Genomic DNA, 14,569 nt, shown 5'->3' with positions numbered 1-14,569 from the left:
TCGGGAACGGACTGATCGAAAAACAGATCGAAGGCCGCGTCCATCCGGGCGCGGCCTTTTTTGCTGCCTGAACGCAGGGCAAACAATTGCCTGCGCGCAAACGCGGCATGGACCGGGTAAGCTATAAGGGAGCGCAATGCCGCCATCTGCGGTGGACGATGTGCGGACAGGACGGCAACGAGGACGGATCTGATGCGGGCAGTACCCGAGACCATATCCACTACCCGGATCGGCACGCGCGACATTCGCCGCGACGGTCACGGCTATCTCGTCGACCCCGCCGACTGGAACGAGGAGGTCGCGGAAGTCTTCGCCGCCGAGGAAAACCTGACGCTGACCGATGAACACTGGGCCGTACTGCTCTTCATGCGCGCCTATCTCGACGAACACGGCATCGCAGCCGACGCGCGTTTCACCTTCCGCTTCCTCGCCGCACGCCACGACGAAAGCGAACGCGCCGCCCGTCAGCGCTTCTTCACGCTGTTCCCCTACGGCTACGTCAAACAGGCCTGCAAGATCTCCGGCATGCGCCAGCCGCGCGCCTGGAGCACCGGCTGACACCGTCACGCCCCACCCGCATTCCAGCAATTTCTTATCGCTCCGGTATATGTATGCGAGAGCGATTTGTTACGGTTTTCCAGACCTTGGATACAACGCGAAAGGGTATTGGCGCCGCACAGTCGCTCCCTCACGTCTAGCCATTTCCAATGACCCGGACCACGAAAGCAATGACGCCCGCCCGGTCATATCTGCTTAACTTGACCGACGATGCTCGCTTGCCATCGGCAGGCAGAGAGAAAACCGGCGAGAACGTTGCGGGCCGTCGGTCCGCCGAAACGAAAAGCCGGGTCCAGGCGGGGATACGCGACAATGGCTGGAACGGAACCCAACTTTTCCAGGCGCCTTGCGCAGGTGGCGGCATTCCTCATTCCGACGCTCTGCATCCTGTGGAATCTCAACCTGCCGATCCATCTCGGCATCCCGATCCTGACCGAGCAGCTTCTCGCGCTGATGCTCGGCCTCGGCATCGCGATCCTGTTCCTCACCATCCGCATTGACGGCTCGAAGGGTGGAACGCCTTCCCTCCTCGACTACGCGCTGGCTGCTGCCGGCTTCGGCGCGCTCCTTTTCTCGTCGCTGTTCTACGCATCTCTTCTGGAGCGCATCGCCGACAGGCCGATCGAACTGATCGTCATCGGCGGCATCGTCGTCGTCTGCGTCATGGAGGGCCTGCGCCGCGCCGCCGGCCTGACCCTGTTCCTGATCATCGCCATCTTCGTCGCCTATGCTCTGCTCGCCCATCTCGCACCGGGCCCGCTCGTCGGCCGCCAGATGGGCGTGTTCGAACTGGTTCAATATATCGGCTTCGACCCGAGTGCGGTGTTCGGTACGCCACTGAAGATCGCCGGCACCATCGTGGTGCTGTTCATCTTTTTCGGCACGCTGCTGTTCAAGGCCGGCGGCGGTGAGTTCTTCACCGATCTGGCGCTTGCCACCACCGGCTCAACGCGCGGCGGCGCGGCCAAGATCGCCGTCGTCGCCTCCGCCCTGTTCGGTTCAATCTCCGGCAGCGCCGTCTCCAACGTCGCCACTACCGGGGTCATCACCATTCCGCTGATGCGCCGCGGCGGCTATCGCGCCGAGGACGCCGGCGCCATCGAGGCCATCGCCTCGACCGGTGGCCAGCTGACCCCGCCGATCATGGGCGCCGCCGCCTTCCTGATGGCGGAGTTCCTTGAAATCCCCTACCTCGCCGTGGTGACGGCCGCGATCCTGCCCGCCGTCCTCTACTATGTCAGCATCTTCCTGCAGGTCGATCTGATCGCCGCCCGCGACCGCATTACCGCCGTTGACACGGAAACCCGCACCCTGCGCACGATCTTCGCCGAAGGCTGGCACCTTATCCTGCCCTTCGTCATCCTGATGGCGGCGCTGTTCTGGCTGGAATACTCGCCGGAATACTCAGCGCTCATGTCGGCCCTGTCGATTGTCGTCGTCGGCCTGCTGCGCCCCTACCGCGGCATGCGGCTCGGCTTTGGCGAAATCATCGACTCCTTCGTCGACACCGGCCGCAGCGTCATCGAGCTCCTGTTGATCGTCGCCGCCGCCGGATTCGTTATCGGCATCCTCAACATCACCGGGCTCGGCTTCTCGCTGACCCTGCTTTTGCTGCAGTCGGTCGGCTCGAACATGGTCGTGCTGTTGCTCGTCTCAGCCGCCATCTGCATCGTGCTCGGCATGGGCATGCCGACGTCGGGCGTCTACGTCCTGCTGGCGGTCCTCATCGCGCCGGCCATCGTCGAGGCCGGCATCGACCCGATCGCCGCCCACATGTTCATCCTCTACTACGGCATGATGTCGATGATCACGCCGCCGATCGCGCTCGCCGCCTTCGCCGCCGCCGCGATCTCCAAGGCGAACGCCATGAGCACCGGCTTCGCCGCCATGCGCATCGGCTGGGTCGCCTATGTGATCCCGTTTATCTTCGTCTTCTCGCCGGCCATCATGCTGCAGGGCTCGACCGCCGATATGATTGCCGATACCGGCCGCGCCCTTGTCGGCATCTTCGCCGTGACCGTCGGCATCGTCGGATATCTGACCGCGCGCCTGCCGCTGTGGGCCCGCCTCGCGCTCGGCACCGCCGGCATCCTGTGCATGCCGTTCCACGCCGTCCACCCGGCGTGGGTCTGGATCAATGCGGCGATGATCGCCACTGCCATCGGCCTTACCGTTGTTCTCATCCTGTCGGCACGCGGCAAGGCCGCCGCGGCCGCAGCAACACCCATCGATCCCAAACCGGAGGAAATGCAATGAGGAAACTGACGACAACCGCGCTCGCGGCCGGCTTCGTGCTCGGCCTTGCCGGCACGGCGGCTGCCCAGGTGGTCGGCATCGCCACGGGTCAGGCCGGCAGCCTCGGCCACAGCACCGGCCAGGCGGTCGCCAAGGTTCTCAACCTGAAGGCCGGCATCGCCGCCCGCCCGCAGCCGATGGCAGGTACCGCCGCTTACATTCCGCTGATCAATCGCGGTGAAGCCGCTTTCGGCTTCTGCAATGCGGTCGAGGCGGAATACGCGCTCAACGGCACCGGCAATTTCGAGGGCAAGCCGAACCCCGACCTGCGCATGGTCGGCGTTATGTTCCCGCTGCGCACCGGCCTGATGGCCGCCGCCGATGCGGGCCTCGGCACCATCGAGGACGTCAAGGCCAAGAGCAAGGATCTCAAGATCGCCTCGGAATACACCGCCTCCTCGATCATCGCCTATTACATCGCCGGCGCGCTCGCCAATGGCGGCATGACCTATGACGACTTCCAGCAGATCCCGGTCGCCAACTTCGTGCAGGGTATGCAGGCGCTTGGCGACGGCCTCGTCGACGTGACGCTGATCAGCCTCAACTCGGCGGCCGGCAAGAAGGTCAACGCGCAGCTCCAGTCGCGTGGTGGCATCCAGTATGTCTCGCTCGACGCGAGCCCCGAGGGCCAGGCCCGCTTCAAGGAGTTCCTGCCGGCCGCGAGCATCGTTTCGATGAAGGCGAACGAAAAGATCGCCGGCCTGCAGAAGGCCGCCAACATCATCGAAATCCCCTGGGTGATGGTGACCAACAAGGACGCGCCGGACGAGCTCGTCTACAACGTCACCAAGGCGATTGCCGAAAACAACACCGAACTCAAGAAGGCCTTCGGCGCCTTCGGCCGCGGCAAGGCCGAAGCCATGGCCCCGGCGCATGCCATGGCCTACCACCCCGGCGCGTTAAAATACTACGAGGAAGCCGGCATCAAGGTCGGCGAATAAGCTTCTTCTAGAAATGGCACGACATCAGGATCGGGCGGGGCGCAGGCTCCGCCCGTTTCTTTTTGCAGCCGCAGTCGGAAGGGCCGAAGCCGCTTGACCTCGTCACGGCGGACTCTCATCCTGCGCCCTCCCGAGGCGACCAGACACGATCCCACAATGACCTCAGAGCGACACGCAGGCGACCGGACCGATACGAGCCGCGGCATGGCGACCCTCGTCGGCTTCACCGCCATCCTGATGTGGTCGCTGCTTGCGCTGTTCACGGCCGCAAGCGGCACCATGCCGCCGTTCCAGTTGCTGGCGATCACGCTCGCCATCGGCGGGCTGATCGGCGCCGTCTCCTGGACCTGGCGGCGCGGCGCGGCGGCAGCCCTCATCCAGCCCTGGCCGGTCTGGCTGCTCGGCGTCGGCGGCCTGTTCGGCTACCATTTCTTCTACTACACGGCGCTGCGCAACGCCCCGCCGGTCGAGGCCGGACTGATCGCCTATCTCTGGCCGTTGCTGATCGTCGTCTTTTCCGCCCTTTTGCCGGGCGAGCGGCTACGCTGGTTTCACATCGCCGGCGCGCTACTCGGTCTGGCCGGCACCGCGCTTATCGTCACCGGCGGCAGGGGCTTCACGCTCGAAGCCCAGCACAGCCTTGGTTATCTGGCGGCCGGCGTCTGCGCGCTGACCTGGTCGAGCTACTCGATCCTGTCACGCCGCTTCAAGGCCGTACCGACCGACGTGGTCGCCGGCTTCTGCCTCGCCGGAGCGGCACTGTCCGCCCTCTGCCACCTCGCCTTCGAGACGACCGTTTGGCCCGAAACCGCCGGCCAGTGGCTCGCGGTCGCAGCTCTCGGCCTGATGCCCGTCGGCGCGGCCTTCTATGTCTGGGATTTCGGCGTCAAACGCGGCGACATTCAGGTGCTCGGCGCGGCCTCATACGCTGCCCCGCTGCTGTCGACGCTGGTACTGATTGCCTTCGGCTTCGGCGCAGCGAGCTGGATCATCGCAATCGCCTGCCTCTTGATCACCGGCGGCGCGGCGCTCGCCGCCAAGGACCTCTTCAGACGCTGAGCGCCCCGCCCCCTCAGACAGTCACCCCGGTCGCCAGCCGGGTTCCGCCATCTCGAAGCCTGCGAAATCGAAGCCCGGCGCGACCGTGCAGCCGACCAGCGTCCAGGCCCCGAGCGGCCTCGCGGACTGCCACGCCGTCGCCGGAACGACGACCTGCGGCCGCTCGCCTGCGGCAAGATCGGAGCCGAGAAGATGCGCGGTCGCGTTGTTTCCGTCCACAGACAGCGAAAGCTCGAGCGGACCACCCGCGTACCAGTGCCAGACCTCGGCCGCATCGACCCGATGCCAGGCGGACATCTCGCCCGCGCCGAGCAGATAGTAGATCGCGGTCGAATGCGCCCGCGCGCCGCTGCCCGCATCCCGGAAGGTTTCGCGGAAGTACCCGCCTTCGGGATGCGGGTCCAGATCGAGCAGGCGGACAACGTCCTCGGCCGACAGGCCGCGATAGGGATCGCTCATCGGCCGGCCTCAGAAATTGTCCTTGCGGGCGCGGATTTCGGCGAAGACTTCCGCATCGCTCGCGTTCTTCATGCCGAGATGGGCGCGGATGCCGGCATCGCGAGCGCGCAGGAACGGGTTGGTCGCCCGCTCGAGCCCCATCGTCGTCGGCAGCGTCGGCTTGCCCTCCTTGCGCAGCGCCACGACCTCCTCGAGCCGCTCGCGCAGCGCGTCGTTTGCCGGATCGACCGTGACCGCGAACTTGGCGTTCGCCAGCGTATATTCATGCCCGCAATAGACCTGCGTCTCGTCCGGCAGCATCGACGACAGCCGGTCAAGAGAGCCCCACATCATCGACGGGGTGCCTTCGAACACCCGCCCGCAGCCCATCGAGAACATGGTGTCGCCAGTGAACACCACGCCCGCATCGGGTAGCCAATAGGAGATCTGGCCAAGCGTATGGCCCGGCGTCGCGATTGCCTTCACCCGCACGCCGCCGAGCGACACCTCATCGCCGTCGTCGATGGTTTCGTCGAGGATCTTGATCTTCGCCGCCTCGCCTTTCGGCCCGATCACCGTGCAGCCGGTCGTCGGTTTCAAGGCCTCGATCGCCTGGGTGTGGTCCCAGTGATGATGGGTGACGAGGATATGGGTCAGCGGCCAGCCCTTTTCCGCGAGCGCCGCGCGGATGGCGTCCTCGTCCGGCGCGTCGACCAGGATCGTCGTGCCGCTCACCGCCTCATGCACCAGCACCGCGTAATTGTCCGACAGACAGGGAAACTGAAAGAACTCCAAACCGGCCATGGTGATTCTCCTACTGCGGGGCTGCAAAAAGACATCGTGACGGCTCAGGTCGCTGCCGTCTAGCGAATCGGTCAATCAGCGGCAAATCCGAGTTTTGTTAGCCTTGCCGCCAGCTTCCTTTAGGGCAACATCGCGTGCCGGTTGCGTCGGCCGGAAGCCCCTGTAAAGTCCTTCAACGGAAACGGGTTGGGCGACCATGTATCTCGACGTTGTGCATATGCGGGCATTTTACGATCTGCCGATCGGCCGGATCGTGCGTCAGCATCTCGGCGCCGACATGCGCAATCTGCGCCCGCCCCACACCGGCGAAATCGTTCTCGGCGTCGGCTACGTCACCCCCTATCTGCAGTCCTATCTCGCCACCGCCGAGCGGGTGCTCGCCTTCATGCCGGCAACGCAAGGGGTCACCCGCTGGCCCCGCGACAAGGCCAACATGGCGGCGCTGGTCGAAGAAGAGGCCTGGCCGTTGCCCGACGCCTCGATCGACTGCCTGGTGACCGTGCACGGCCTCGACATGGTCGACAATCCGCGCGCCTTCCTGCGCGAGGCCTGGCGCGTGCTGGTACCGGGCGGCCGGCTTCTTGCCGTCGTTCCCAACCGGTCGGGCCTGTGGGCGCGCGTCGAGACGAGCCCCTTCGGCTATGGCCATCCCTACAGCCGGGCGCAGCTCGGCCACCTCTTGCGCGAGTCCATGTTCGCGCCGCGCAGCTGGGCACAGGGGCTGCATTTCGCGCCCTTCTCGTCGCGCTGGGCGCTGTCGTCCGCCGGCGCCTGGGAGCGCTTCGGCCGCCGCCTCTGGCCGGCCTTTTCCGGCGCCATCATGGTCGACGCCGAAAAGCAGATGACCGCCGGCCTGGCGGAAACCGACAAGGGCAAGCGCTCGGCGATCTTCCGCCCCGTCTTCGTGCCGCACGCAGCGCCCCGCGCCAAGCACTGACAACCGCACCGACGAATGGCCTTCAGCGACGGCGTTTCGCGGTGCTCTGCTTATGTTTTTTTTGCTTTTGCGGCGCCCCTTGCCTATGAAGGAACGCTCGAAAGCGCCCGCATGCGCGCTCAGCCAATCACTGCAGTCCGAAGGCATTTCATGACCGACGAGAGCGACAAGCCGATCGATCCGAAAGCCGGCGGTTCCGCTCCTGCGGGACTGGCCGAAATCCGCACGCGGATCGATGCCCTCGACCGCGAAATCCACGACCGCCTGATCGAGCGCTCCTCGATCATCGACTCGCTGATCAAGGTCAAGCGCGCCGACCACACCGGCGTCGCCTTCCGGCCGCGCCGCGAGGCCGACATGATGTACCGCTTCGCCGAGCGCCACCATGGCAGCCTGCCGCTGACCACGGTCGAGCATATGTGGCGCGAGATCATCTCGACCTTCACCTATCTGCAGGCGCCCTATGGCATCCATCTCGACACCGGCATCGGCGTCGCCCCGGCCTATGACAGCCTGCGCTTCTATTTCGGTTTCTCGGTGCCGCACACCGACCAGCCCGACGCAGCGAGCGCGATCTCGGCGGTCGCCGCCTCGCGCTCCGATCTCGGTTATGTCGGCCTCGGCGAAGCAGCGAGCCCGTGGTGGACCGCGCTGACCGATCCGGCCGGCCCGCGCATCATCGCCCGCACGCCGTTCTTCGAAATGGACGGTCGGGCGGCGGCAACACCGATGGTCGTCGTCTCGAACCCGCTCGACGAACAGTCCGACCCCGACCGCCTGTGCTGGGCGACCGACTGGTCAGACGATGCCGACATCGCCGAAGGGTTTGCCGCCCTCGAGATCGAAATCCTCGCGACCCATAGCGCCAATGGCCGCACCGACGCGCTGATCGCCGCGCCGAAGACGCTCGAGCCGGACACCATCGCCGATCTGCTCGCCGACGCGGGATCCGAAACCGGCCTGCGTCCTGCCGGCGGCTATTCTTCGCCCATGCGCATCGAAACAGACAAAGAGTAACTGTACCGGCACTGTCCGCCGGTCCTGGAGCATGACCCGAAATGAGTGATACCGCCCGCCCCGTTCCCCGTCCCGGCGTTCTCGACATCGCGCCTTATGTGCCCGGCAAGTCGAAGGCGACCGGCGGCAGCAAGCTGTTCAAGCTGTCCTCGAACGAAACCCCGCTCGGCGCTAGCCCTGCGGCCATCGACGCCTATCGCGACGTGGCCGACCACCTCGAGCTCTATCCCGACGGCGCCTCGACCGCGCTGCGCGAAGCGATCGGCGACGTTTACGGCCTCAATCCGACCCGCCTCATCTGCGGCGCCGGCTCGGACGAAATCCTCAACCTGATTGCGCAGGCCTATATCGGCCCCGGCGACGAGGCGATCTACGCCGAGCACGGTTTCCTCGTCTATCCGATCGCCATCAGGGGTGCCGGCGGCACGCCCGTCGTCGCACCGGAAAAGGATCTCACCACCGACGTCGACGCCATCCTTGAGCGCGTGACCGAGCGCACCAAGGTCGTCTTCGTCGCCAATCCGAACAACCCGACCGGCACCTATCTGCCGTTCGAGGAGATCCGCCGCCTGCATGCCGGCCTCCCGGGCTCGGTGCTCCTGGTGCTCGATGCGGCCTACGCCGAATATGTCCGCCGCAACGATTACGAAGCGGGCATAGAACTCGCCGGCTCAGCCGAGAACGTCATCATGACGCGCACCTTCTCGAAGATTTACGGCCTTGCCGCGCTGCGTCTCGGCTGGGGCTACGGTCCGGCCGCCATCATCGACGCGCTGAACCGCATCCGAGGCCCGTTCAATGTCGGCGCCCCGGCGATTGCCGCCGGCATTGCCGCCGTGCGTGATCGCGCTTTCACCGAGAAGGCGGCCGAGTTCAACGCCGAATGGCTGCCCTGGTGCACCGACAAACTTGTCGGCCTCGGCCTCACCGTGACGCCGAGCGTCGGCAACTTCCTGCTGGTGCATTTCCCTGAAGAAACCGGCAAGACGGCGGCCGAAGCCGACGACTTCCTGCAAAGCCAGGGCATCGTGTTACGCGCGGTTGGAAACTACGGCCTGCCGAACGCGTTGCGCATGACCATCGGCTCGGAAGAGGCCAACCGCGCCGTCATCGACGCGCTGACCCGCTTCATGGCCGCATAGAGCCGCCGAGAATTAGGACATCTGTGACTATGGCCGAACCGGTATCGGTATTCGACAGGATCGCACTGATCGGCATCGGCCTGATCGGTTCCTCGATCGCCCACGCCACGCGCCTGAAGGGACTCGCGAACCACATCGCGATCAGCACACGGCGTGCCGAAACACTCGCGCGCGCCGAAGAACTCGGCCTCGGCGACAGCTATCACACGGATGCGGCCGAGGCCGCCGCCGATGCTGACTTCGTCATCGCCTGCGTGCCGGTCGGCGCCTGCGGTGCGGTTGCGCGCGCCATCGCCGGCTCGCTGAAGCCCGGCGCGATCGTCTCCGACGTCGGCTCGGTCAAAGGATCCGTCGTCGCGCAGATGCAGCCGCATCTGCCGTCGGGCGTGCATTTCGTGCCCGCCCACCCGGTCGCCGGCACCGAACAGTCCGGTCCCGACGCCGGCTTTGCCGAACTGTTCGAACAGCGCTGGTGCATCCTGACCCCACCCGAGGGCACCGACCCGGCGGCGACCGAAAAGGTCCAGGCCTTCTGGGAAGGTCTCGGGTCGTACGTCGAGGTCATGACACCGGAACACCACGACCTGGTGCTTGCCGTCACCAGCCACGTGCCGCACCTTATCGCCTACAACATTGTCGGCACCGCCGACGATCTGGAAACGGTGACGAAATCGGAAGTGATGAAATTCTCGGCCGGCGGTTTCCGCGACTTCACCCGCATCGCGGCCTCCGATCCGACCATGTGGCGCGACGTCTTCCTCAACAACCGCGAGGCGGTGATCGAGGTGCTCGGGCGTTTCACCGAGGATCTGATCGCGCTGCAGCGGGCGATCCGCTGGGGTCAGGGCGACAAGCTGTTCGACCTGTTCACCCGCACCCGCGCCATCCGCCGCGGCATCATCGATGCCGGCCAGGAAACCGACATACCGGATTTCGGCCGCAAGCACGGCCACACCGCGCCGAAGGACGACGCTGCCGAATAGCGATTGCAGGTGGGAAGCCGCCTCAGCCGTGCCGGGCGCGGCTGTCGTCCGGTGCGCCGTCGCGTTCGCCCATGCCGTAGTCGCGCACGACCCCGGCGATGCGGATGCGGTAGTCGGCAAACAGCTCCGAGCGGCCCTTTGCCTGCGCAACCCGGTGTTGTTCGACCTTGCGCCACTCATCGAGCGCTGCCTCGTCGCGAAACACGGAGATCGACAGCATCTTGCCCGGCTCGTTCAGGCTCTCGAAGCGCTCCACCGAGATGAACCCGTCGATGGTCTGCAGCAACGGGCGCAGCTCGGCGGCGATGTCGAGATAGGCCTCGCGGCAGCCTTCTTTGGGCCAGACCTCGAAGATGACCATGATCATCGGGCTATTCTCCAGCAGCCCCAAGCGCGGTTTTGATCAGCTTCACCGCGTCCTCGGAATCCCATTCCGCCGCGCCGTGCATGGTGCCGATCACGCAGCCCTTGCCGTCGATCAGCATCGTCGTCGGCATGCCGATCGCCCGCCCGCGCGATTTCAGCGTCTCGAACAGCGTCATCGTCGGGTCGGCGAAGAAGGCCAGATTCTCGATGTTGATATCCTTGAAGAACTTCTTCGCCCGCTCCGAATTGCGCCGGTCGATATTGACAGTGACGACGGAAAACTTCTCACTGCCGAGCTCGGCCTGCAGCCGGTCGAGCGCCGGCATTTCCTTGCGGCACGGCGCGCACCACGTCGCCCACAGATTGAGCAGTACCGTCTCGCCAGCGTAGTCGGTCATCTTGCGCTCGGCGCCGGACTCATCGACGAACACCAGGTCCGCGACGCTGATCGGCTGCTCGCTCGGCAGGAAGTTGGCCACCTCACCGCCACGCAGCGGCTTGACCGCTTCGACCAGCGCGCGCGTATCGGCGCAGGCAGCCAGAGCCCCTTGACCGTTGCCTGGCAATCCGCGAACCAGTATTACCGCCACAAGGCCGGCAATCGCGCCGGCGACGGCAGCCAGGAAAACGACACGGCGTGTCTTCGAGCGCGGGGTCGATGCCTTGGTCATCGTCGAAAAGGCCTCCGAAGGGGATAGATATGAGCAACACCATGTGGGGCGGCCGGTTCGCAGAGAGCCCGGACGCCATTCTGCAGGAGATCAACGCCTCCATCGACTTCGACCAGAAGCTCTACGTGCAGGACATCACCGGCTCGATGGCCCACATGATCATGCTCGAGGCGAAAGGTATCGTCGCCAGCGACGATGCCCAGAAGGTTCTGCACGGTCTCGACACGATTTTGCAAGAGATCGAAAGCGGCAATTTCACCTTCTCGCGAGATCTTGAAGACATCCACATGAACATCGAGGCGCGGCTGGCCGAACTGGTCGGAACCTCCGCCGGTAGGTTACATACCGCGCGCTCGCGCAATGACCAGGTGGCGACGGACCTCAAGCTGTGGGTCCGCGACATGATCGACGTGATCGAGGGCCAGCTCACCAAGCTGATGAAGGCCTTGGCGGAAAAGGCCGAGAAAAACGCCGACGCCGTGATGCCGGGCTTCACCCATCTGCAGATCGCCCAGCCGGTCACCTTCGGCCATCATCTGATGGCCTATGTCGAAATGTTCGGCCGCGACCGCAGCCGCTTCGTCGACGCCCGCAAGCGGCTCAACGAGTGCCCGCTCGGCGCCGCGGCGCTTGCCGGAACGTCCTTCCCGATCGACCGCGACATGACAGCGCGGGCGCTGCGCTTCGACCGTCCGACGGCCAATTCGCTGGATTCCGTGTCCGACCGCGACTATGCGATCGAGGCCATGGCGGCCGCGTCGATTTCAGCCTCGCACCTGTCGCGCATGGCCGAGGAAATCGTCGTGTGGTGCTCCGGCGGCTTCAGCTTCGTGTCGCTGAGCGACAAGTTCACCACCGGCTCCTCGATCATGCCGCAGAAGCGCAACCCGGACGCCGCCGAGCTGGTACGCGCCAAGACCGGCCGCATCAATGGCGGTCTGATCGCGCTGCTCACCGTCATGAAGGGCCTGCCGCTCGCCTATTCCAAGGACATGCAGGAAGACAAGGAACAGGTCTTCGACGCACTCGAAAGCTTGAGTCTCAGCCTTGCCGCCATGACAGGCATGGTCGAGGATATGCAGGCCAACACCGAGGCTATGCGTGCCATGGCCGACCAGCGTGAGGGCTACGCCACCGCCACCGATCTCGCCGACTGGCTGGTGCGGGTGATCGGCATGCCGTTCCGCGAAGCCCATCACGTCACCGGTCAGATCGTCGCCAAGGCGGCCGAAGCCAAGGTTTCGCTGGAGAAGCTGCCGCTTGCCGACATGAAGGCGGTCGACGACCGCATCACCGATGACGTTTTCTCGGTGTTGTCGGTCATCAATTCGGTGAGGTCGCGCACCAGCTTCGGCGGCACCGCGCCGCAGAATGTCCGCCAGACCGCGCGCCGCTGGCTGCGGCTCCTCGAAAGGGAGCAGGCTGGCAAGGGTGCGGCAGGCGGCAAGGGCAACCCCGGTGCTGGCAAAGGCAATGCCGGTCCCGGCAAGGGCGGCCCCGGTAGAGCCGGCAACCGCAAGCCCGGAGCGGGCCAGCAAGGTGGCGGCGGCAGGCCGGGTGGCGGCGGCAGGCCGGGCGGCACCGCCTGATCCGCCCTCACCCCGGAAAACCGAACGGGCGGCAGCGCGCCGCTGATCGAACTCGCCTCGCCGCCGAGATCATGCCATGTTAGGAACACGCTGTGCGCGCCACAGGGCGTTCGAGGCAAAAGGAGTTACCGGTGCGTAGCCGCAATCTTTGGTCCATCCTTGCGACCGTCACCGTGATCGTCGCGCTCGGCGCCGGCCTGTCCGCCTGCGGACGGCGCGGCTCGCTCGAACGTCCGCCCGAAGCCGCTGCTGCGCAGCAGGCGGAATACCCGATGGTGAAAACGCGCAAAGGCCCGACCGTTCCCGAACGCCCCTTCGTCCTCGACCCTCTGCTTTGACGGACATCCCACGTGCATCATTTTGCTTTCCGTGACGGCCAGCTCCACGCCGAAGGCGTGGCGATTGCCGATATCGCCGCGACCGTCGGCACGCCGTTCTACGTCTATTCGGCCGCGACCCTCGAACACCATTACCGCATCTTCCGCGACGCCTTCGATGGCCTGCCGGTCACCGTCTGCTATGCGATGAAGGCGAACTCGAACCAGGCCGTGCTGAAGACGCTGGCGCGTCAGGGCGCCGGCGCCGACGTGGTCTCGGAGGGCGAGCTGCGACGCGCGCTCGCCGCCGGCATTCCCGCCGACAAGATCATGTTCTCCGGTGTCGGCAAGACCGCCGGCGAAATGGCCTTCGCGCTCGATGCCGGCATCGGCTGTTTCAACGTCGAATCCGAACCGGCACTGGAACTGCTGTCCGCCGTTGCCGCCGGCAAGGGCGTCACCGCACCGGTCTCGTTCCGCATCAACCCGGACGTCCGCTCCGGCACCCACGCCAAGATCGACACCGGTTCGGCCGAGACCAAGTTCGGCATTCCGTGGATACGGGCGCGCGAAATCTATGCCCGCGCCGCCGCACTGCCGAGCATCGCGGTGATCGGCATCGACATGCATATCGGCTCGCAGATCACCGAGCTCGGCCCCTTCGACGCCGCCTTCTCGCGCCTTGGCGAGTTGATCGGCCAGTTGCGCGCCGATGGTCATGCCATCAGCCATGTCGACCTCGGCGGCGGCCTCGGCATCCCCTATCTGCACAACAACGAACCGCCGCCGCATCCGCAGGCCTACGCCGAAGTGGTCAGGAAGCACGTCGAAAAGCTCGACTGCCACGTCTATTTCGAGCCCGGACGCCTGATCGCCGGCAATGCCGGCCTGCTCGTCACCTCGGTCATCTACGTCAAGAAGGAAGCCCACAAGACCTTCCTCATCGTCGATGCCGCGATGAACGACCTGATCCGCCCGACGCTCTACGAGGCCCATCACGAGATCAAGCCGGTGGCGGAGCCCGATGCCGGTGCGGCTCTCAGCCCGGTCGATATCGTCGGTCCGGTCTGCGAGACGGGCGATTTCCTCGGCCACAACCGGCCGATGCCGCCGCTTTCCTCGGGCGATCTGATCGCCGTCTATTCCGCCGGCGCCTACGGCGCGGTGCAGGCCTGCACGTACAACAGCCGCCTGCTCGTGCCCGAAGTGCTGGTCAATGGCGATCAATTCGCGGTGGTGCGCCCGCGCGCGAGCTACGACGATCTGATCGGCCTCGACACGATCCCCGACTGGCTCAGCGACTGATCGCACTTTCGGACCGCTTCACGTTCCCGTGTGAAACCGCTGCCTTACTGCGGACAGATCCGGACGCTGTGATAGGATCGATACCCGCCATCCGCCCCGGCCAAGCCGGGCGGTTGGTGCTGCGAGCAGCTTTCGGAGGATGACACG

At 65.6% G+C, this 14,569-nt stretch carries 15 protein-coding genes; 11 read left to right on the top strand and 4 right to left on the bottom strand.

Going from position 1 to position 14,569, the window contains the following annotated elements:
* Positions 1-192: 192 nt before the first annotated feature.
* From C0606_10435 to C0606_10420, 4 genes are all read left to right on the top strand, one after another.
* Positions 193-558, top strand: coding sequence for a sulfite reductase subunit gamma (locus C0606_10435; GenBank protein ID PLX38593.1), 366 nt, complete (start codon positions 193-195; stop codon positions 556-558).
* 210 nt (positions 559-768) lie between these two features.
* Positions 769-2,814 (top strand): C4-dicarboxylate ABC transporter permease, encoded by a 2,046-nt coding sequence (locus C0606_10430; GenBank protein PLX38592.1) that lies wholly within the window; start codon positions 769-771, stop codon positions 2,812-2,814.
* Entirely contained in the window at positions 2,811-3,794 is a 984-nt protein-coding gene (locus C0606_10425) for a hypothetical protein (GenBank protein ID PLX38591.1), read from the top strand. Before C0606_10430 ends, C0606_10425 begins: the two co-directional genes overlap by 4 nt.
* A 204-nt stretch (positions 3,795-3,998) precedes the next feature.
* Positions 3,999-4,853, top strand: coding sequence for an EamA family transporter (locus C0606_10420; protein PLX38590.1), 855 nt, complete (start codon positions 3,999-4,001; stop codon positions 4,851-4,853).
* Positions 4,854-4,874: 21 nt separating this feature from the next.
* Here C0606_10420 and C0606_10415 read toward each other — a convergent pair whose 3' ends face one another.
* Positions 4,875-5,312 (bottom strand): cupin, encoded by a 438-nt coding sequence (locus tag C0606_10415; protein PLX38589.1) that lies wholly within the window; start codon positions 5,310-5,312, stop codon positions 4,875-4,877.
* 9 nt (positions 5,313-5,321) lie between these two features.
* A complete protein-coding gene (gloB, locus tag C0606_10410; GenBank protein ID PLX38588.1) occupies positions 5,322-6,095 on the bottom strand; it encodes a hydroxyacylglutathione hydrolase in 774 nt (257 codons plus the stop codon).
* A 196-nt stretch (positions 6,096-6,291) separates the two neighbouring features.
* Between gloB and C0606_10405 the strand changes: the two genes are divergently transcribed.
* From C0606_10405 to C0606_10390, 4 genes are read left to right on the top strand one after another with little or no spacing between them, the layout of a single operon-like run.
* Positions 6,292-7,032, top strand: coding sequence for a methyltransferase type 11 (locus tag C0606_10405; protein ID PLX38587.1), 741 nt, complete (start codon positions 6,292-6,294; stop codon positions 7,030-7,032).
* Between the two features lie 15 nt (positions 7,033-7,047).
* Positions 7,048-8,049 (top strand): hypothetical protein, encoded by a 1,002-nt coding sequence (locus C0606_10400; GenBank protein PLX38586.1) that lies wholly within the window; start codon positions 7,048-7,050, stop codon positions 8,047-8,049.
* Positions 8,050-8,090: 41 nt separating this feature from the next.
* On the top strand, positions 8,091-9,191 hold the full coding sequence (locus C0606_10395) for a histidinol-phosphate transaminase (protein ID PLX38585.1): 1,101 nt from the start codon (positions 8,091-8,093) through the stop codon (positions 9,189-9,191).
* A gap of 29 nt (positions 9,192-9,220) precedes the next feature.
* Positions 9,221-10,174 carry a cyclohexadienyl dehydrogenase gene (locus tag C0606_10390; GenBank protein ID PLX38584.1) on the top strand — a complete coding sequence of 318 codons (954 nt, stop codon included), beginning with the start codon at positions 9,221-9,223 and terminating at the stop codon, positions 10,172-10,174.
* A 22-nt stretch (positions 10,175-10,196) separates the two neighbouring features.
* Here the strand turns inward: C0606_10390 and C0606_10385 are convergent, their stop codons facing one another.
* Both C0606_10385 and C0606_10380 read right to left on the bottom strand, forming a co-directional pair.
* Positions 10,197-10,541, bottom strand: a complete 345-nt coding sequence (locus C0606_10385; GenBank protein ID PLX38583.1) for an antibiotic biosynthesis monooxygenase — start codon at positions 10,539-10,541, stop codon at positions 10,197-10,199.
* A gap of 4 nt (positions 10,542-10,545) precedes the next feature.
* A complete protein-coding gene (locus C0606_10380; GenBank protein PLX38582.1) occupies positions 10,546-11,211 on the bottom strand; it encodes a redoxin in 666 nt (221 codons plus the stop codon).
* Between the two features lie 29 nt (positions 11,212-11,240).
* Between C0606_10380 and argH the strand changes: the two genes are divergently transcribed.
* The 3 genes from argH (at position 11,241) to lysA (ending at position 14,422) form a co-directional block, all read left to right on the top strand.
* Positions 11,241-12,800, top strand: a complete 1,560-nt coding sequence (gene argH, locus C0606_10375) for an argininosuccinate lyase (GenBank protein ID PLX38581.1) — start codon at positions 11,241-11,243, stop codon at positions 12,798-12,800.
* 131 nt (positions 12,801-12,931) lie between these two features.
* Positions 12,932-13,138, top strand: coding sequence for a hypothetical protein (locus tag C0606_10370; GenBank protein ID PLX38580.1), 207 nt, complete (start codon positions 12,932-12,934; stop codon positions 13,136-13,138).
* A 12-nt stretch (positions 13,139-13,150) separates the two neighbouring features.
* A complete protein-coding gene (lysA, locus tag C0606_10365; protein PLX38579.1) occupies positions 13,151-14,422 on the top strand; it encodes a diaminopimelate decarboxylase in 1,272 nt (423 codons plus the stop codon).
* Positions 14,423-14,569: the final 147 nt, after the last annotated feature.

Source organism: Hyphomicrobiales bacterium, from assembly GCA_002869065.1.
Taxonomy (GTDB): domain Bacteria; phylum Pseudomonadota; class Alphaproteobacteria; order Rhizobiales; family Rhodobiaceae; genus Rhodobium.
The sequence above is the reverse complement of the archived record's forward strand: the minus strand, read 5'-3'. Positions and strand labels throughout refer to the sequence as shown.